The organism is Pseudomonas inefficax, from assembly GCF_032164165.1.
Taxonomy (GTDB): Bacteria; Pseudomonadota; Gammaproteobacteria; order Pseudomonadales; family Pseudomonadaceae; genus Aquipseudomonas; species Aquipseudomonas inefficax.
This window is the reverse complement of the sequence record NZ_CP134401.1, coordinates 532,966-551,723: the sequence shown is the minus strand read 5'-3', so window position 1 is coordinate 551,723 and position 18,758 is coordinate 532,966. Positions and strand designations below refer to the sequence as shown.

The 18,758-nt window shown below is 62.4% G+C and carries 13 protein-coding genes and 1 pseudogene; 8 read left to right on the top strand and 6 right to left on the bottom strand.

Annotated elements, in window-relative coordinates; genetic code table 11:
• Window positions 1-85 precede the first annotated feature (85 nt).
• Window positions 86-964 carry a LysR family transcriptional regulator gene (locus RIN61_RS02515; protein WP_313855598.1) on the top strand — a complete coding sequence of 293 codons (879 nt, stop codon included), beginning with the start codon at window positions 86-88 and terminating at the stop codon, window positions 962-964.
• A 253-nt stretch (window positions 965-1,217) separates the two neighbouring features.
• Here the strand turns inward: RIN61_RS02515 and RIN61_RS02510 are convergent, their stop codons facing one another.
• The 6 genes and pseudogenes from RIN61_RS02510 to RIN61_RS02490 form a co-directional block, all read right to left on the bottom strand.
• A complete protein-coding gene (locus RIN61_RS02510) occupies window positions 1,218-1,982 on the bottom strand; it encodes a 2-keto-4-pentenoate hydratase (protein ID WP_313855596.1) in 765 nt (254 codons plus the stop codon).
• Between the two features lie 202 nt (window positions 1,983-2,184).
• Window positions 2,185-3,324, bottom strand: coding sequence for a methyl-accepting chemotaxis protein (locus RIN61_RS02505; RefSeq protein ID WP_390899144.1), 1,140 nt, complete (start codon window positions 3,322-3,324; stop codon window positions 2,185-2,187).
• Window positions 3,325-3,444: 120 nt separating this feature from the next.
• Window positions 3,445-3,774 (bottom strand): annotated as a pseudogene (locus tag RIN61_RS26695) (PAS domain-containing protein); the annotation flags it as partial.
• Window positions 3,771-6,017, bottom strand: a complete 2,247-nt coding sequence (locus RIN61_RS02500; protein WP_215520591.1) for a putative bifunctional diguanylate cyclase/phosphodiesterase — start codon at window positions 6,015-6,017, stop codon at window positions 3,771-3,773. The pseudogene RIN61_RS26695 and the gene RIN61_RS02500, both read right to left, overlap by 4 nt.
• Before the next feature lie 170 nt (window positions 6,018-6,187).
• Entirely contained in the window at window positions 6,188-6,499 is a 312-nt protein-coding gene (locus RIN61_RS02495; protein ID WP_112252895.1) for a hypothetical protein, read from the bottom strand.
• A gap of 200 nt (window positions 6,500-6,699) precedes the next feature.
• Window positions 6,700-8,811, bottom strand: coding sequence for a TonB-dependent receptor family protein (locus RIN61_RS02490; protein ID WP_112252894.1), 2,112 nt, complete (start codon window positions 8,809-8,811; stop codon window positions 6,700-6,702).
• 641 nt (window positions 8,812-9,452) lie between these two features.
• Here RIN61_RS02490 and RIN61_RS02485 point away from each other — a divergent pair.
• The 7 genes from RIN61_RS02485 to RIN61_RS02455 all read left to right on the top strand — a co-directional run bounded on the left by RIN61_RS02485 (window position 9,453) and on the right by RIN61_RS02455 (window position 18,418).
• Window positions 9,453-11,096: an ABC transporter substrate-binding protein gene (locus tag RIN61_RS02485; RefSeq protein WP_112252893.1), complete on the top strand. Its 1,644-nt coding sequence runs from the start codon at window positions 9,453-9,455 to the stop codon at window positions 11,094-11,096.
• Complete coding sequence (locus tag RIN61_RS02480) at window positions 11,093-12,025, top strand: ABC transporter permease (protein WP_313855588.1); 933 nt, start codon at window positions 11,093-11,095, stop codon at window positions 12,023-12,025. Before RIN61_RS02485 ends, RIN61_RS02480 begins: the two co-directional genes overlap by 4 nt.
• Before the next feature lie 21 nt (window positions 12,026-12,046).
• On the top strand, window positions 12,047-13,291 hold the full coding sequence (locus tag RIN61_RS02475; protein WP_112252891.1) for an acyl-CoA dehydrogenase family protein: 1,245 nt from the start codon (window positions 12,047-12,049) through the stop codon (window positions 13,289-13,291).
• A 14-nt stretch (window positions 13,292-13,305) separates the two neighbouring features.
• A complete protein-coding gene (locus RIN61_RS02470) occupies window positions 13,306-14,628 on the top strand; it encodes an LLM class flavin-dependent oxidoreductase (protein ID WP_313855585.1) in 1,323 nt (440 codons plus the stop codon).
• 99 nt (window positions 14,629-14,727) lie between these two features.
• The gene (locus tag RIN61_RS02465) at window positions 14,728-15,783 is read left to right on the top strand and encodes an NADP(H)-dependent aldo-keto reductase (RefSeq protein ID WP_313855583.1); all 1,056 of its coding nucleotides are present in this window, start codon (window positions 14,728-14,730) and stop codon (window positions 15,781-15,783) included.
• A gap of 140 nt (window positions 15,784-15,923) precedes the next feature.
• Complete coding sequence (locus RIN61_RS02460; protein WP_112252888.1) at window positions 15,924-16,772, top strand: ABC transporter permease; 849 nt, start codon at window positions 15,924-15,926, stop codon at window positions 16,770-16,772.
• A complete protein-coding gene (locus RIN61_RS02455) occupies window positions 16,769-18,418 on the top strand; it encodes a dipeptide ABC transporter ATP-binding protein (protein WP_313855581.1) in 1,650 nt (549 codons plus the stop codon). Before RIN61_RS02460 ends, RIN61_RS02455 begins: the two co-directional genes overlap by 4 nt.
• The last annotated feature ends 340 nt before the right edge of the window (window positions 18,419-18,758 follow it).

The window sequence follows — 18,758 nt, the reverse complement described above, 5'->3', positions numbered from 1 at the left end:
GTTGTTGGAGACTCCAAATTAAGCTTGGTCTTCGATGTCGCCCAATGCTATTAATGCAGTCCCCCATGCTGAAACGGCATTGCCCATGGAACTGGTCTGGCTAGAAGATTTTGTCGCATTGGCGGAGAACGGCAGCTTTGTCCGAGCTGCTGAAGCACGCCACGTGACCCAACCTGCGTTTAGTCGCAGAATACGGTCATTTGAAACTTGGATAGGTGTTGAACTTTTCACACGTACGCCACAAGGCGCGTCTCTCACGGATGCTGGCAAACTGATCTTGCCCAGTGTATTGGATGAGGTGAGCCGAATTTATCGAATACGCTCGGAAGCTCAAGAATTTTCCGGTAAAGCGGCAAAAGTTCTGCAATTTGCTGCCACTCATTCGCTTTCATTTACTTTCTTCCCTCGGTGGATACGGAGGGCAGAACGAGGCGCGCCAATTGAGGCTGTACGGTTACATTCCGACAGCATGGCCAGTTGCGAGCAAATGTTAGTGCACGGGCAGGTTCAGTTCTTGCTCTGCCATCGACACCCAGAAGTACCGCCACAACTGCCGCATAACCAATACATCAGTAAAAAGGTGGGTGATGACATTCTTATCCCTCTCGCCAGCCCTGCGTTAACCTTTGAGGGCGAACAGAGTTCCCTTCCTTATCTGGCGTACACTGAAGAATCAGGTTTAGGTCGTATCCTCCGGCACCGTTTGCAAGGTAAAGAAGAGTTTTTGCATCTTAATCCATTGTTTAGCAGTCACTTGGCCGCTGTGCTGATGTCAATGGCGATGGAAGGCAAAGGCATCGCTTGGCTACCTCGCAGTCTCACGGAGCAGGAAGTCGTTGATGGTCGACTTGTCCGAGCACTGGATGAAAGCTGGGACATCTTGCTGGATATAAACTTGACGCGCCCCGCGGCGCCAATGAATCGGTCTGCAGAAGCCTTCTGGAGTGGTCTCACCTCACAGTGAGGTGGGTTTGGCTCGCCGCCGTTAGGCGTGAGCCACTCCCATGTCTTCGCTCCAGATCGGTCAGGGCTGTCAACGATAAAGCCCCACAACAGACTGGCCTAGCAGACTTCGCCCTTTGAGCTTTTCCAAGAGGGCTTCTCGGTTGAGTCCCGCGGGAAGCTCACCTGGCGGAATTGTGGTTGCCACAACGGTCAACGTGTAATGGTGAGGATTTTCTTGTGGCTGCGCAGTTGGGCAAGCTTTTGCGCGCGTATTAACTGAATGAAACAGAAAGGGCGGGCAGCCCCATGATTTCACCCACTAAGCTGCCAGCTTCCGTCACCATGTGAAGGCCAGTGTAAGAGCCCGTGGTTACTACTAGGTCTTGGGGCAAAGTAACGCCTTGAGCGATGTGATGATTGACCAGCCATGTCAGCAATCGACGTGGATCGCCAGCGGGATTTTTCCCAGTTGTAGAACTGATGCTCGCTCCGTTAAAAGAAAATTTGAGCGGCGGATTAATGAAATCAAAGTCGCCCGAGTAAGGCACGAACTGACCGGTTACTAACGCTCCGTGATTCATCAGGTCCGCGAGTTTGGCCAGAGCAGGCGCTTCCGGCCAATTCGCGAATCGGCTTGATACAATTTCGATCGTTGCGCCCATTTCTCCGATAGCAGAAAGTACTTCGGCATCGCTGTAGGGTTCATGCCTGGGCGCGAATGACTCTTTTAAACGGAACGCAATTTCAAGTTCTACGCCAATAAATGGAAACTCACTTGTTGCAAGACGGCTGGCTGAAGGATATATACGGTCGTGAGGTAAGGGGGAACCTTGGATCGACGCGCTGGGTGAGCGTGCGCCTACTTTCCACCCTGCAGCCGAAACCCGGCGCAAGCGCAGTATTTCTTGTTGAGTTTGGTAAGCTTCTTTAACGTCAGCGGGGACGAGGGAGGCGTGCAGTTCGTAAATTTGGCTGTGAGACTTGTCAGCTTCCACAATGGTCTTGGCAAAAGACGAGATGTGTTGGGGTAATTCCATGTCCAATCCTCTTCAATATTACTGACATGTCCGCACAGGTCGCAGCCATTGCCGGCTGAAACAAGTTGAGCTGTCTATCATGGCATATGCCGAGTGGCTGATTGTTCACGTTTCGTGGCACTTTGCTCCACGAATTGTCAATCAGTTTGCGGAATGCTAGGTTTCGGTGGCCGCTCAGCGGCAAACCGCCAGCTCGAACCCGTCACTCGTTGCCCTGGCGCCCCCAAAGCTGCGCCGACAGCAGTTGCAGGCGCTCGGCCAGCTTGGCGACGTGGGCGGCAGTGGTGCGACTCTGGTTGCTGGCAAGCACGCTTTTCTGGGTGGTTTGACTGATACCGGCCAGGTTGCACTGGATGCTGTCACCCACCGCGCTCTGCTCCTCTACGGCGGCAGCGATCTGCACACTCATGCCGCTTATCTCATCGACGCGCTGGGTGATCCCGTCCAGCGCCCGGGCAGCCAGCAGTGCCTGTTCGACGCTGACCTCAGCTTTGTTGTGACTGCGCTGCATCGCCAGCACGGCACTACCCGTGGAGCGGCGCAAGGTTTCGATGGTGCCCTGGATGTGGGCGGTGGATTGCTGAGTGCGTGAAGCCAGCCCGCGCACCTCGTCGGCGACCACGGCGAAACCGCGGCCGGCCTCACCGGCGCGGGCAGCCTCGATGGCGGCGTTGAGGGCCAGCAGGTTGGTCTGTTCGGCGATGCTTTGAATGACCTCGAGCACGCGGTCAATTTCATTGCCATGCTGTTCCAGTTGATGAATCACCATGCTGGTCTGTTGCACCTCGCTGGCGAGGCTATCAATGTGCTGGCGGGTCTGCTCGACCAGTTGGTGGCCGCGGTCGGACTCCTGATTGGCCAGGTTCGCGGCGCTGGCAGTGAGCTGAGCGTTGCGCGCCACTTCCTGCACGCTGCTGGCCATCTGGGTTATTGCGCTGGCTACCTGGGCGGTTTCTCCCTGCTGCCGGAGGGTCGCGCAATTGTTGTTGTCCACTGCAGACACGAGCGCTTCGGCTTCCTTGCTCAACTGGCGGGACGAATCGGCAATGCGTCCGACTATTGCCCGGGTCTCGGCTTCGAGCATTTGCAGGGCGAAGTCGATCTGGCCAAATTGGTCGCGGCGGCCACTGTAGAGGATCTGGCTCAGAGGGTTGTCGGCGATCTTCCTGGCTTTGTGCGCAAGGGCGTCGAGGGGGCGCAGGCTGAAGCGCAACAGGCCGCCGAGCAGCAAGCTCGACAGCATCATGGAGAGGGCGGCATGGCTCCAGGCCAACGCGCCCAGCGAGCCCAAGGCAGCAAAGCACAGCAGGTTCACGCCAGTGCTGGCGAGTGCCAGGCGCATGCCCACGGATAGCCGTGACATACGCAGGCAGTTGGCCTTTCTGTCACTACGCAACTGCGCATAGACATGTTCTGCGGCTTGTACCAGCGCTTTGGCCGGTAGCGTGCGAACCGATTGGTATTCCACTGTTTCGCCATTGCGCTGCATCGGCGTGACGTAGGCGCTGACCCAGTAGTGGTCACCATTTTTGCAGCGATTTTTTACCAGCCCCATCCACGAGCGCCCAGCCTTGAGTGTCTGCCACAGATGCGCAAAGGCTTCCGGCGGCATGTCCGGGTGGCGCACGATGTTGTGATTGACGCCAAGCAGTTCGGCTTCACTGAACCCGCTGATGTTGATGAAGTCGGGGTTGACGTAAGTGATGGCGCCCTTGGGGTTGGTTGTCGAAAGAATGTTCGCGTTTGCGCTGAATTCGACGGCACGACCACTGACCGGAAGATTGGTTTTCATTGTTTTTCTCCTGAACTGACTGGTACGCGCCGCGCAACTGCGCTTCCCTCGAAACGGTCCTCTGTGCTGAGCAGGTGTTGTATCTGGGCGGCGGGTTGTGGCCGACTGAACCAGTAACCTTGGGCGTAGTGGCAGCCTTCACCGACCACGAATTCGAGTTGGGCGGAACTCTCGATGCCTTCAGCCACTACTTCCAGGCCGAGGCTACGGCCGAGAACAATGATCGCCTGGCTGATCGCGCTCTGTTTGTTCTCGTAAGGGACGCCGGTGATGAAGCTCTTGTCGAGCTTGAGGATGTGCAGCGGAAAGCGCGTCAGGTAGCCAAGCGAGGAGTAACCCGTGCCGAAATCATCCAGCGCCAGCAGGACACCAAGGCTGGTCAACTCGTGCAGACAGGCCAATGTGTCCATGTCGTCATGCATCAGTTGGCTTTCGGTTATTTCCAGGATCAGGCTGGCGGGAGGCAGGCCGCTTTCTTGCAGGATATCGATCAGCCGGAGGGTGAAGTCGGCCTGTTGCAATTGGGTGCTGGAAATGTTCACCGAGCAGCGCAGGCGCTCATGCCCGGCCAGTTGCCAGGCCCGGGTCTGCTGACAGGCCTGGCGCAGTACCCATTCGCCAACGCGGATGATCTCGCCGGATTCCTCCAGCGCAGGGATGAACTCAAGTGGCGAGATCACACGTTCGCCATGGCGCCACCGCAGTAGCGCTTCGACCCCGGTCACCAGCGGTGTCCCTTGGCCCAGGCGATAAATGGGTTGGTAGTACAGTTCGAATTCATTCTGCTGGAGTGCCTGGCCTAGCGCCGACTCCAGTTCCAGATGCTGCTGTGCGGTGTCTTGCAAGGTTTCGTCGTAGTGGGCGAACCGCGCCTTGCCAGCAGACTTGGCTCGGTAGAGGGCAAGGTCGGCAGCCTGCAGGACATCCAGGGCCTTGCCATCGTCGTGCAATGGCGCAATGCCGATGCTGGCGCTGACCACCAGGGTACGGCCGTCCATGTACAGCGGTCGATGCAGGTTGTCGAGGATGCGTTGGGATATCTGCTCGGCGTCGCGGTCGCAGGTGAGGTCGTGAAGCAGGACGATGAATTCGTCGCCGCCGAAGCGGAACAGTTGGTCCGTGGGGCGCAGCGACTCTTTCAAGCGCGCTGCAACTTCCACCAGCACGCGATCACCGACGTTATGGCCGAGGCTGTCGTTGATCAGCTTGAAGCGGTCCAGATCGATGAACAGCAGCGCCTCGTAGTCACCGCCCTTGCGCTGCTTCCTGAAGGTCTTCTGCATCTGCTCGTCAAGCCGGATACGGTTGGCCAGGCCGGTCAACGGGTCATGCTGGGCGGTATGCTGGAGGCGCTGCTCGGCATCCTTGCGTGCACTGATATCAGACTGCGAGCCAGCCATGCGCAGCTCGCCAGGGGTGGTCATTTCGGCGACCCCTCGCACCAGGACCCAGATATAGTCACCGTTGTGCTTGCGGATCCGGTACTCATGGTGAACGGAGGATGTCTGCCCTTGAAGATGGGCATCGATGGCATGGCGAAAATCCGGCAGGTCGTCCGGGTGTACGCGACCGAACCAGCTGGAACTGCTCTCGCCGATGCTATCGCGGCTGAGGCCGAGCATGCTGGCCCAACGCTCCGAAACGTAAAGCCGATCCTGATCGACATGCCAGTCCCACAGCCCGTCGTTGGCACCGCGCAGCGCGCGGGCGAAGCGCGCCTCACTGTCTTCCAGCGCCTTGTGCTGGGCCGCACTGTAAGTATCGATGGCCAGCGTCATGTCGAAGAACACCGCCTTCAACAGGCTTGAATAGAGCGTGGCATCCGGGCTGTCGCCGAACACGCTTTCAAGCATGTCGTCGAGGTACAGGCGATAGCTGCCGAGGTACCACTTCAACTCCAGGCCGATCTGCTGGTGGATCACACCGATGCGCAGGCGGCCGTTGACGTAGGTTTCATCGTAGGGGCCGCCCCACAGGCACTGGTAATACTCAGCCTGGCTCTGCTTCAAGCGGGCGGTGACCTCCGGTGTGCGAAGCAACGCAGACGGCGTGGAGAATTCCGCCAGGTGACGGTACAGATGGTCGACGAAAGCCTGCTGGGACGGGGCCATGTACTGAGCTGCTGCGCCTAGTCGCCTGGCATCTTCGCCGCTCCAGTCAAGAAAACGAAAGCGTTCGACAATCTCGGCGTGATCCAGACGGATACGCTTGAGCAGTTCCTCGAGGTCTTTTGTCACCTTCATTCACATCCCCCGGTGTTGGAGAAGATTCCTTTGTGCTGAACAAAAAAAAGCGCCGTGGCAACAAGTTCTGCTCGAGAACTTGTTGCCACGGCGCTTCGTCTTTCAGGCCTATTATCCTGCTCGGCAAAGCCGGTTCCCGCAGGGCGGAACCTGGTGATGGCACATTTACATCATTGGGGATCTTCCGACAATTTATCCAGCAATGCAACCAAGCGTCGCCGCAGCAAACCCAGTTCGCGGGACTTGAAGGCGTGTCGGGTCTGTGCGAGCACCTCGGTGGCATCCAGCAGTGCAGCCTGTACCTGCCCAGCCGAGCCCAACTGTGTTTCACCGAGCCAGCGACAAAGCGGTACGGCACTGCAATTGTCAGGCGTGCTCAGCACCTCGCAATCAGGTGCGATAGGCGCCAGCAACTGGCGCAACTGATCGGCCAGTTCAAGATTGTTGCAGATAATTCTGGTTGCCTGGTTGGACTGGCTCATCAAACTTCATTCCCGTATGTTCGGTGTGCTGTTTACAACACCGCCCATGGCGTTTGATTGATTCAGGTCAATGCTGAAACCTTTCCATTTACCCTGCGAAGCCCTTCGGCGCGAACAGCGCTCCTCGAAACCGAGCACCGTGGGACGTCGCTCGGTTTCGAATGCACAACGGACGTGCCATCAAGCGCGTGGCCGCCTGCTCAGTACCTGTATTCGACCCCCACGTATGCACCAATCCCGTCTCCCGGCCAGAACGACGCAGTGTCCTGCCCGCGCGCGTTGTACACCGGCGTCACTGCCGTCACGTATGCCTTGTTCGCCAGGTTCTTCAGGTCCAGCGACACCTTCCAGTTGCCCTTCGGCGCCTCATACCCCAGGTTCGCCCCCCAGATGGTGTACGACGGCGCATACAGGCTGTTGGCGTAGTCCACTGCCGTGCGCGAGGCCGACTGCACGTTGATTCCGCTGTACCAGCCGCTGTGGTCCTGGTACTGCAGTTCGCCCTGGTAGATGTGCTTGGGCACGCCCGGCAGCTGGTTGTCGCCGAACGTGTCGTCATGCCGGTAGTAGAAGTCGTTGTAGGTGTACACCTGACGCCAGCGTACCAGGTCGCCCTGAGGGTTTTCCCAGAGGCGGGTGTTGAGGCCGGCTTCGACCCCCTGGTGGATGGTTGGTGAGGCGTTGAAGGCGCCAGTGACCGCTGCCGACGATGACGTGGCGGGGATGATCTGCACATTCAGCAGCTCGTCGTGGATCCACGAGCGGTACAGGGCCAGGCTGCCATCGAAGATGCCATGCGAGCCCTTGATTCCGACCTCGAAGGTGTTGGCCTTCTGCTCCACCAACGGGCGGATGTAAGGCAGGGTCGGGCCGGAGCCTGAATATTCCCACGAAGCAGGCGGGTCGATGCTGCGGCTGAAGTTGGTGAATACCTGCAGGTTCGGGCTGAACTCGTAGCGCAGGCCGATGCGCGGGGCGACGCTCCAGTTGTCGTAGTCCACGTGCTGCGGGAAGGTGGTGGTGTTGGGGTTTACCGCGTGGTCGATGTTGATCTTGCGCCGCACGTTGATGAACGACACGCCGCTGGTGAGCCAGAGGTTGTCGACCAGGTTGATATCGTTGCCCAGGGCAATCACCCGGTCGAACGAATCCTTGTAGTTGACCTGCTTGAGCGACAGCTTGTCGTCATTGGCCGAGTTCACCCCGCCACGCAGGTGCTGGGTCGAGGTGAAGGCAATGTTGCTGCGGCTTTCGTGGCCGAACAGGTAGTCGACGCGATCATAGCCCAACAGCAGGCCGAGGTCGTGCCAGTCCCAGTAACTGGGATTGCTCGGGCTGCGCGGGCTGTTGGTATGGCGATAGTCGTGATACGACAGGCCGAAGGTCAGCCGTGCATCGTCGTCGAAGGTATAAGTGGTCTTGCTGCCTACCCAGATGCTGCCCGGGCGGCGCGCACCGGCACCGCTGCTCTCGGCGGTGGCGCTGGCACGGCGCGGGTGGTGCAGTGCGGCGTTGAGTGTGGTGGCGCTGGGGTCGTTGTGGGTTTCGTCGCGGTAGCGCAGCAGCAGCCGGGTTTCCAGCTTGGGGCTGAAGCGGTAGCCGGCATTGGCGACGATGCCCGAGCTTTTCGACAGGCTGTAGTCGCGAAAACCCTCGTTACGGTAGTTGTCGGCCTGCAGGTAGTAGTCCAGGTCGCCCTCGACCCCTCCGTAGCTGATGCTCTGCTTCTGATAGTGGTAGCTACCGGCTTCGGCGCGCACGCGCAGGCCAGGGGCGCTGTAGCCACTGTGGTTGACGAAGTTGACCGCGCCGCCGAGGGTCAGCGCCCCATACTGGAAGGCGTTGGCGCCGCGCAGGATCTCGGTGTAGTTCACGCCGCTGGCATTGAGGAATTCGTAGGGTGTGCCGCCAGGGCCGGTCAGCGGCAGGCCGTCGAACAGGAACTTGATGCCCTCACGGAAATAGCCGGGCGAGGTATTGGCACCGGAGCCGCGGATCGAGATCTTCGCAGCGTCGTTGCCGCCGGTGGACTGCACGAATACCCCGGGCTGGTAACCGAGGGTGTCCTGCAGTGTGGCAGTGCGGCCTTTGGCGACCTCTTCGCTGTCGACCACGCTGGTGCCGCCGGGCACCTCGGCGAGGGCGCTGGCGGCCTGTTGCACTTCGGATTGCTTGGCAGCCTGCACGGTCACCGTGCCCAGGGTTTGCTCAGCGGCCAGTACCGTGACCGGGGCCAGCAGGGCCGTGGCCGCAGTGGCCAGGGCGGCGTGGCGGATGGCCAGGCGCAGTGGATGGGGTTGAATCGCACGCATCGTTGAATTCCTTGCAAGTCATCGTAGGTCCTCGGCGTTCTATGGGAATAGTCAGGCCTGTCGGAATATGTGAGAGCAGTTTCTGTGCCAGCTGGCGAAAGGCCGGAAGTTTGGGGGTGTGGGCAAAGTTTTAGTGTGAAGTGCTGAATAAAACAGCAAATTTTGTTGCGCCCCTGTTGTTTGCGGAACAGTGCAGGTTATATCCAAATATCCGAATGCTATGGCGCAACCTGTGGGAGCAACTGTCTTACTCAATTTCTAAAAGCTGGGCGATCCCTGTGGGAGCGGGCATGCCCGCGAACACCGGCGTAGCCGGTGCCATGCACCGCGTTGGATTCTTCGCGGCTAAAGCCGCTCCCACAGGGGACGCGGGTTGCTTGCAATTTCAGTTATCTGCGCGACAGCGCAGCCCAAAGGGTTGGATGTTGTCAGCGCAACAGGGATGAAACAGTTTGTATGGTTAATGCGTCAGGCGGATTGAACTAACCTCAACGAATGCGCTGTGTTAGCGCTGGCACGACAACTGCAATAGCCCTTCATGTAGCCGTCTATATAAAGGGCCCGTTGTGCAGCTGAATTCTCGATTATTCAATACATGCCTGGTGGCCAGCGCACTGTTGGTTGTCGCCTGCTCACCCGCCATGTCCGCGCAGAGCCAGGCGCCGCTCAAGGGCGAAGCGCTCAGCGAAGTGAACGGCGTGATGCGCTACCCGGCCAGCGATTTCGTCGAGCAGCAACCCGGCAATCGCGGTGGCACGCTGCGCGTGTCGGCGGCGAGCGACGCTGGCAGCTTCGATATCCACGCGCTGTCCAATGGCAACATGCAGTGGATGGGCCGCATCCTGTTCGATTGCCTGGTGTACCAGTCCGAAGACGGCACCCTCACTCCGTGGCTGGCGAAAAGCTGGGACATCAGCGCCGACGGCCTGACCTACACCTTCCACCTGCGTGACGACGTCACTTTCAGCGATGGCGAGCGCTTCAACGCCGAGGCGGTACGGGTCAACCTCGAACACATGCGCGACCCGACGACCAAGTCGCCACTGGCCGCCGCCTATATCGCGCCATACCTGCAGGGGAGGGTGGTCGACGAGTACACATTCGAGGCAACTCTGCGTGCGCCCTATGCGCCGTTTCTCGATGTACTGTCGCAGGCCTGGCTGGGGATGATCTCGCCACGGCAGATCCTCGAGGCGCCGAAGACCATCGCCAGTCAGCCCATCGGCACCGGGCCGTTTGTGTTGACCGGCTGGGTGCGCGACCAGCGTGCCAGCTTTGTTCGCCGCCCGGGGTACAACTGGGCGCCGACGGCGATCAACCACCAGGGCGAGGCGTATCTGGATGGCATCGAGCTGAGCTACGTGCCCGAAGCGATGATCCGCTACACCTCGCTGGAAGCTGCCGACAACGACATGGCCTTGGATGCACCGGCGCAGAATGCCGCGGCGATCCGCGCCAACCCGCAACTGACCCTGCGCAATCGCATTCGCAAGGGCAACCCGTCGCGCAGCATCACCTTCAATGTCGAACGTTCGCCGTTCGATGACGTGCGGGTGCGTCAGGCAGTGGCCAAGGCCATCGACCGTGATGGCCTGGCATGGATTTCCGGTTTCGGCGAATACCTGGCCAAGGGGGACTTCCTTGCCGTGAATACGCCTGGCTATGACCCGGTGGCCCGCGACACCCTGGCCTTCGACCCGGCCGAAGCCGGGCGCTTGCTCGACGCAGCCGGCTGGACCGAGCGTGATGCCGAAGGCTATCGCAGCCGTGCGGGCCAGCGCCTCGGGGCGACCTTGCTGACCTATGACAATCCGGCGTTCCCGGCCAATGTCTCGGTGGCGGCCCAGGCGGACCTGCGCAAGGTCGGCTTCGACCTGCGCATCGAGTTGCTGCCGCTGAGCAAGGTCATGGAGCTGCGTTACCGCGGCAACTTCGACGCCATCGGCGGCGGCTACTGGCACACCAACACGGCCGATGGCCTGTACATCCTCTACCACAGCCAATCCATCCCCAGCACACGAATGATCGGTCAGAACGTCGGCTACTTCCGTGACGCCACCCTTGACCAGCTGCTCGGCGCCGCCCGGCGCAGCACCGACCCGGCGCAACGCCGCGAGCTGTATCGCCAGGCCCAGCAGCGCCTGGGCGAGACAGTGCCGGCTGTGCCTTCAGTGGAAAGCCAGATGCTGCTGGCCTACCGCAATGCGGTCGGCGGCGTGCTGTTCGATGGTTCGCACAATGTTCCCCTGTTCACCAGCGTGTGGCTGGCCAAGGAGCAACCATGAAACTGCTGACGATCTTGCTGCGCCGTCTGCGTGACGGTGTGGTCGTGCTATGGGCAGCGGCCAGCCTGACCTTTCTCGGCATGCAACACAGCGGTGGCGACACCGCCCTGGCGATTCTCGGCGGCCCGGATGCGATGCCGAGCGAAGCGTTGTTGGCGCAGGTGCGCACCGAGTACGGCCTCGACCAACCGCTGTGGGTGCAGTACGGCCACTACCTGGCGCGCCTGGCCAAGGGCGACCTGGGCGAGTCGTACCGGCTGCGCATACCGGTCGGCCAGGCGATTGGCGAGCAGGCCGCCGCGACCCTGGCGCTGGCCAGCAGCGCGGCTGTGCTGGCGGTGCTGCTGGCGGTGGCCTCGGCGCTGCTCACCGCTAACCGCGGGCGGCGTTTGCGGGTGGTGGTGTCGGGCATCGAGCTGTTGCTGTCGTCGGCCCCAAACTTCGTGATCGGCACCGTGCTGCTGCTGGCCTTCGCGTTCCACTTCCATTGGCTGCCGCCGTCCGGGTCTGGCGGTTGGCGCTCGCTGGTACTCCCGAGCCTGGCCCTGGCGCTGCCGATCGCGGCGGTGCTCGCCCAGGTGTTGCGCCAGTCGCTGGAGCAGGTGCTGGAACAACCCTTCATCACCCAGGCCCGTGCACGTGGCATGGGTGATATCGCTGTGTGCCTGCGCCACGCCCTGCGTCATGCCCTGGTGCCGCTGGTGACCCTGGCCGGCTACGTGTTCGCCAGCCTGCTCGGCGGTGCCGTGGTGCTGGAACTGCTGTTTGGCCGCCAAGGCATTGGCCGTTTGATGCTCGACGCTACCGCCAGCAAGGACGTGCCACTGGTGCTCGGCGTCACCCTGCTGGCGGCAGCGATCTACGTGCTGGTCAACCTGCTGGTGGACCTGGCGACCCAGGCCATCGACCCGCGCACCGCACGCGTCTGAATTCACGAAAAAGGAACCATCATGAGCCAAACCACGATTACCGATGCCGAACTGGATGCGCGTTTCGCGCCGGTCTACGCGCGAATTGCCGAAGGCGCGGTGGCCCGCGAACAGCAGCGCACCCTGGCCCATGAGCCGGTGGCCTGGTTGCGCGAGGCCCGCTTCGGCGCCCTGCGCGTGCCGCGCAGCCACGGCGGCTCAGGCGCAACCTTGCCGCAGTTGCTGCGCCAGCTGGTGCGTCTGGGGCAAGCCGACTCCAACCTGCCGCAGATCTTCCGTGCTCACTTCGGCTTCGTCGAGGGGCGGCTGTCGTCCGGTGACGCCGCCTCTCAGGACTACTGGTTCGCTCGCGTGGTCGCCGGTGAGCTGTGGGGCGCGGCCATGGCCGAGCGCACCGACAGTACCGGCAATACCGTGCAGTTGAGCGAAGACGAGGGTGGTTACCGCCTGGACGGCGAAAAGTATTACTGCACGGGCACGCTGTACGCCGATTGGGTGGCGGCAGTGGCCAACCACGGCGACGACTTTGTCAGCCTCGTGGTGCCGACCCGCGCGCCGGGGGTTGAGCGGATCGACGACTGGGACGGCTTCGGCCAGCGCCTGACCGGCAGCGGCACCACCCGTTTCACCCGGGTCAGCGTGCCGCCGCAACATGTGCTGCGCCGTTTCGCCAAGGGCGAGTTGCGCGCCGAGTCGTACCTGACCGCGTTCTACCAGGCGGTGCATCTGGCCACCTTGGCGGGTATCGGCCATGCGGTACTGGCCGATGCCGTAGCGTTCGTCCAGGGCCGTACCCGCGCCTTTGGCGTGCCGGGGCAGTCGCAGCCGGCCGCAGACCCGCGGGTGCAGGCGGTGATCGGCCGCCTGTCGAGCCTGGCCTTCGCTGCCGATGCGCAAGTCACCGCCGTGGGCCAGAGCCTGCAGGCGGTGTTCGAAGCCGGGCAGCACGGCGAGGTGGCCGAGCAGCTTTACACCGATGCCGAGATCCATGCCTTCCAGGCGCAGCAGGTTGTGCTGCCGCAAGTGCTGGAAGCGAGCACCTTATTGTTCGAAGTCGGGGGCGCATCGGCCACCAGCAATGCCCGGCGCCTCGATCGCCACTGGCGCAATGCCCGCACCTTGGCTTCGCACAACCCGGCGATCTACCGCGAGCAGGCGTTGGGCAATTACTACCTCAATGGCATCAGCCCGGCCCAGGCCTGGCGTGCCCTTCATGCCAGCGCCAGCGAAGGGCAGGGCAGCGGCGACGAAGCCAGCGCAGTCTGATCAGGAGAATCGGCATGACTACCAAACAGATGAGCCTGGGCATGAACATCCTCGGCTTCGGTTCGCACTCCGGCGCCTGGCGCCAGGGTGAAGCGGCAATCGACGCCTATATCGACGTCAACTATTACCGCGATATCGCGCGTATTTCCGAACGCGGTTGCCTGGATGCGATCTTCCTTGCCGATGGCCCGGCGTTGCCGCCGGATGTGTCCGCCCAGCCCGGCGGGCGCCTGGAACCGACCGTGCTGCTGACCGCAGTGGCGGCCGCCACCGAGCGCATCGGCGTTATCGCGACCTGCTCCAGCACTTACAACGAACCTTTCAACCTGGCCCGGCGAATTGCCTCGCTGGACCACATCAGCGGCGGCCGCGCAGCCTGGAATGTGGTAACCAATGCCGGTGATGCGGCAGCACAGAACTTCGGCCTGGCTGGCGCGCCGTTGCATGTAGACCGCTACGGGCGGGCTGAGGAGTTCGTCGATGTGACCCTCAAGCTTTGGGACAGCTGGGAGGACGACGCGATCATCGGTGACCGCAGTGCCGGCCGTTTTGCCGACCCGGGCAAAGTCCACACCCTGGATTTCAAGGGCAAGCACTTTCAGGTCAAGGGGCCGCTGAACCTGCCGCGCTCGCCGCAGGGCAGGCCGGTACTGGTGCAGGCCGGCTCTTCCGAAGGTGGCAAGGCACTCGGTTCACGCTATGCCGATGCGATCTTCACCACCCAGACCACCCTCGCCGACGGGCAGGCGTTCTATCGGGAAATGAAGGCACGGGCCAAAGCCTGGGGCCGTGACCCGCAGCACCTGAAGATCATGCCCGGCCTGTCGACCGTGATTGGCAGCACCGAGGCCGAGGCTCATGCACGCTTCGACGAGCTCAATGCCTGGCATGGCGAGCACGGCCTGTTGCAGCAAGTGGCGGGGCGTATCGGCATCGACCCCCGCGAGCTGGACCCCGATGCGCCGTTACCGTGGGAACGGATTGGCGCGGTGGCGGATTTCGAGCGGGGGTCGCAGGGTTTTCTGGAGGCCCAGTTGAACCTGGCGCGCAGCGAGAACCTGACCATTCGCCAGTTGTCGCGGCGGATTCTGGTCGGGCACCGGTTGGCCGTCGGTACCCCGGAACAGGTCGCCGATACCCTGGCCGAGTGGTTCCTGGCGGGGGCGGGGGATGGTTTCAACATCATGCCCGACATGTTCCCGTCGGGTGCTCGGGTATTCGTCGAAGAGGTGGTACCGCTGCTGCAGAAGCGTGGGTTGTTCCGCACCGAATACACCGGCACCACCTTGCGCGAGCACCTGGGGTTGCCCAAGGCACACAACCAGTTTGCTGCTTAAGGGGCGCTTTGCGCCCCACCTGTGGGAGCTGGCTTGCCGGCGATGGGCTGCAAGGCAGCCCCAGGATCTGAAACCCGACACATTCACAAGGATGCACCCATGCGCTACCGCCCACTCGGCCACACCAACCTGCAAGTCAGCCTGCTCAGCCTCGGCACCATGACCTGGGGCCACCAGAACAGCGAACAGGATGCTCACCAGCAACTGGACGCTGCCCTTGCTGCAGGCATCAACTTCATCGACACCGCCGAGATGTACCCCACACCTACCCGCGCTGAAACCTGGACCACCACCGAGCGCTTCATCGGCACCTGGCTGGCGGCCCGTGGCAACCGCGACAAACTCCTGCTGGCCAGCAAGATCGCCGGCCCGGCCCGTGACCCGGGCGGCCAGGTGCACATCCGCGATGGCCTGTCGCACCACGACCGCAAGAACATCGTCGCCGCCCTGGAGGGCAGCCTGCGCCGCCTGCAGACCGACTACCTGGACCTCTACCAACTGCACTGGCCCGACCGCACCAGCAACTTCTTCGGCATCCGTGAGTACCCCTACGTCGACGACCATCCGCAAACGGCAGCCATCGAAGAAACCCTTGCGGTGCTGGACGAACAGGTCAAGGCCGGCAAGGTGCGCCATATCGGTGTTTCCAACGAGACGCCGTGGGGTGTGGCGCAGTTTCTGCGGCACAGCGAGGACAAAGGCCTGGCACGGATTGCCAGCATCCAGAACCCGTACAGCCTGCTCAACCGCTTGTACGAGAACGGCCTGTCGGAGTTCAGCCATCGCGAAGGGGTCAGCCTGCTGGCCTATTCGCCGCTGGCGTTCGGGGCGTTGACCGGCAAATACCTGAACGGGGCAAGGCCGGAGGGTTCGCGATTGTCGTCGGTGTATCGCACGTTCAATCGCTATGGCAGCGAGGAGGCCAACAACGCGATTGCCAGCTACGTGCGGATTGCCCGGGAGCATGGGCTGACACCGGCGCAACTGGCCCTGGCTTTCGTCATACGCCAGCCGTTCGTGGCCAGTGCGATTACCGGGCAGACCACCTTGCTGCAACTGCAGGAGAACCTGAGTGCACTGGATGTGCAACTGAGCGATGAAGTACTGGCCGAGATCCAGGCCGTGCACCGGCGTATTCCCAACCCGGCGCCGTAGCCCACATGGCAAGGGCTTCGCCCTTGTTCGCGGCTAAAGCCGCTCCCACAGGGACCTCACGAATTCAGCCTTTGCTGTGCTCCTGTGGGAGCGGGTTTACCCGCGAAGAGGCCAGTACAGGCGACACAAGAAGGACAGACATGAACGCAATCGTCTCCATACCAAACACAGCGACCAGCAGGTGGCAGATTCGCCCTGGCCTGGCGCTGGCCTGGATCACCCTGGGCCTGTTACTGCTGGCTGTAATCTTCCCCGGCTGGCTCTCGCCAACCGACCCGTTGGCCGCCGACGCCCGCCTGGCTTACCACCCGCCAAGCCCCGCCTTTTGGCTGGGCAGTGACGAGAACGGCCGCGACGTCCTCAGCCGGCTGATCCATGGCGCCCGCCCATCGCTTTACATCGGCCTGGCCGCCACCCTGGTCGGGCTTGGCCTGGGCACGCTGCTCGGCTTGCTCGCCGGCCTCGCTCCAGCCTGGCTGGACAACCTGCTGATGCGCGCCGTCGATGTACTGCTGGCCTTCCCGGACCTGCTACTGGCGCTGGTCATCATCACCCTGTTCGGCCAAGGCACCAGCAATCTGATCCTCGCCGTCGGTATCGCCTCGGTGCCGCGCTATGCGCGCCTGGTACGCGCCCAGACGCTGACCATCCGGCGTGCCAGTTTCGTCGAAGCAGCGGTCACGCTGGGCCGCAGGCGCTTGGCCGTGGTGTTCTGGCATGTGCTGCCCAACGCCGTCCAGCCCGTATTTATCCTGGCCTGCATCGGCCTGGGTGGCGCCATCACCGCCGCCGCTGCGCTGAGCTTCCTGGGCTTCGGTGCACCACCTCCCGCGCCGGAGTGGGGCGCGATGATGGCAGTGGCGCGCAACTTCATGGCCAACGCGCCCTGGCTGATGGCCTGGCCGGCGCTGGCGATCACCCTGACTGTCATTTCCATCACCGTCATTGGCCGAGACTGGCTGCGCCGTAGCGAGGGCAGACGCGCATGAGCATCTTCAAGAAGAACCAGGCACCGCTGGTAGACATCCGCGGCCTGCACGTGAGCTTCAATGGTGTGCCAGTGGTGCACGGCGTCGACCTGCAGTTGCGCGGAGGGCAGTGCCTGGCACTGGTGGGCGAATCGGGCTCGGGCAAGAGCGTCACGGCGCGTACCCTGGTCGGCCTGACCGGCGCCGGCGCTCATGTGCAGGCGCAGCGCCTGGCCTTTGCCGGGCAGGACCTGCGCCAGCTCGACGAGCGCGCGTGGCAGCGCTTGCGTGGCGAGCATATCGGCTTTGTCATGCAGGATGCGCTGGGTTCGCTCGACCCGCTGCGGCGCGTGGGGGCAGAGATCGAAGAGCCATTGCTGTTGCACACCGACCTGGCCGCGGAGCAGCGCCGTCTGCGGGTGCTCGAGCTGTTGCGTCAGGTCGGAGTGCCTGAGCCTGAAGTCCGTGCCCGGCAATACCCCTGGCAGTTATCCGGAGGCCTCAGGCAGCGCGCCCTGATCGCTTCGGCCATCGCCTGTCAGCCGCGCCTGTTGATTGCTGACGAGCCCACCACCGCGCTGGACGCCACGGTGCAGGCGCAGATCCTCGACCTGCTGGAGCAACTGCGCGAGCGCGACAACAGCCTGTTGATGGTCAGCCACGACCTGGCCGTGGTCGCACGCCTGGCCGACTGGGTGACGGTGATGCGCCATGGCGTGGTGGTGGAGCAAGGCAGTGTCGAGCAGATCTTGCAGGACCCGCAGGACCCTTATACCCAACGCCTGCTGAGCGCGGCTCGGGCAGTACATTTCAAACGTCCGGCGGCGCCTGCCCTGGCGCTGATGGAGAATGTCGTGGACGAGCAACCGGTGGTGCTGGAGGCGCGCGGCCTGAGCAAGGCCTTTGTCGGCCCGGACGGGCGGCTGCGTCAGGTGCTGGACGAAGTGTCGCTGCAGTTGCGCGCCGGGCAAACCCTTGGCGTGGTAGGCGAGTCCGGTTCCGGCAAGAGCACGCTGGGGCGCATCCTGCTGGGGCTGGAGCGGCCGGAGCAAGGCAGCCTGCAACTGGCCGGGCAGGATTGGCTTGCGTTGTCCGCCGCGCAGCAGCGCCAGGCACGGCAGGGGATCCAGGTGGTGTTCCAGGACCCGCTGGCTTCGTTCGACCCACGCTACACCGTGTTACGGGTATTGGCCGAGGCGCTGGCGCATGCGGGGGTACCGCGTGCGTTGCAGCGCACCGAGGCAGCGGCGTTGCTGGAGCGGGTGCAGCTGCCGGCGGGGTTGCTCGACCGCCGCCCACTGGAATTGTCGGGCGGGCAGCGGCAGCGCATCGCGATTGCCCGGGCGCTGGCCATGAAGCCCAGGGTACTGGTGCTGGATGAACCGGTATCGGCACTGGATGTGTCGGTGCAGGCGCGCATCCTGGCATTGCTGGCCGAGCTCAGGGCGGAGCTGAACCTGGCTTGCCTGTTCATCTCTCACGACCTTGGGGTGGTGGAGCAGGTGAGTGACCAGGTATTGGTGATGCAAGGGGGGAGGGTGGTGGAGCAAGGGGCGGCAGCCCAGGTGCTCGGCCAGCCGCGTCAGGCCTATACCCGAGCCTTGCTCGATGCCGTACCTCATCTTCCGGCGGCGCGGCCAAGCTGGTTTGCGCGGATTGCCTTGTAAACCCGTGCCAGCCCTGACGCGGGCAAGGCCGCACTTATGGAGCTGCACATAACTCATTGAATTGGCAAGGATACTGTGGGAGCGGCTTTAGCCGCGAACACCGGCGCAGCCGGTGCCATGCACCGCGTTGGATTCTTCGCGACTAAAGCCGCTCCCACAGGATCACTACAGGAGAGGCATCGATGATCATAAACAAGACACAGTTTCACTGTCGCCCCACCAACACCCCCCGGACACTTTGCCCCCGCAACAGCACCTGACCCTCGGCAAACTCCAACAAAATCAAGCCTTTGAACCCGGCACAACTCCTGCAACAGGCCTATCGAAGCCCAGTCCTCGC